Below are 754 nucleotides of genomic sequence, written 5' to 3'. Positions count from 1 at the left end.
ACGTCCACTACGCCCATCGTCAAAGCGGGCGCTCCGGCCAGCAGACTGCCGTCGGTGAACTGCTTCATGGTGCTCAGGCTGGCTGAGTCGCTGGCGGTGGTCAGCGAAGGGCCGAGCACCAGGCCCGGGTGGATCGTGACCATGTCCCAACGGTCCTGTGCCTGTTGATACTTCCACGCCTCGCGCTCAGCCACCGTCTTGGAAAAGGGGTATGGCTGGTGATCGACACTGCTGGTGGTGTTCCAGTGCTCGTCGGTGAAGACCCCGCCCGGCACATCGAGTATCTCGCGGGCATCCCCGTAGATCGCGACCACGCTACTGGTCAGCACCACACGTTTGACGCTGTCGGTGCGGTTGACCGAGTCCAGCACATTACGGGTGCCCTCAAGTGCCGGGCGGATCAGCGCTTCCTGAGCGTCCTTGAAACCGGAGAGCAGGAACGGCGAGGCGGTGTGCATGACGAGCTCGCACCCGGCCATCGCGTCGTCGAAGCTGCCGGGCTCGAGCAGATCCGCTTTGAACAGTTTCAGCCGGCCGGGGTGGTCGGACGAGAGCTTGCGCAGATGCTCCAATCCGGTGGTCTTGTCGGGGTTTCGCACCGTGCCGTGGACGGTCCGACCGGCTTCCAGTAGTAACCGGACGATCCAGCTGCCGATGTACCCGCTGGCGCCCGTCACCAGCACGGGCGCGTCCGGGTCGATCGGGGTGCGGGGTGTGCTCACGGGAGTTCCTCTCGTCCGGGTCAGCTCGAGCA

Annotated in this window: 1 protein-coding gene; it reads right to left on the bottom strand. The window is 65.1% G+C overall.

From position 1 onward, the window contains the following. Window positions 1-722, bottom strand: a 722-nt coding sequence (locus IMZ11_RS42910) for an NAD-dependent epimerase/dehydratase family protein (RefSeq protein WP_228649354.1), incomplete at its 3' end; no start/stop codon positions are given. Window positions 723-754 lie beyond the last annotated feature (32 nt).

The sequence above is a fragment of the Microtetraspora sp. AC03309 genome (assembly GCF_020826795.1).
GTDB lineage: Bacteria > Actinomycetota > Actinomycetes > Streptosporangiales > Streptosporangiaceae > Microtetraspora > Microtetraspora glauca.
Note: the sequence above shows the minus strand (reverse complement) of the source record. Positions and strands in the feature narration are given on the sequence as shown.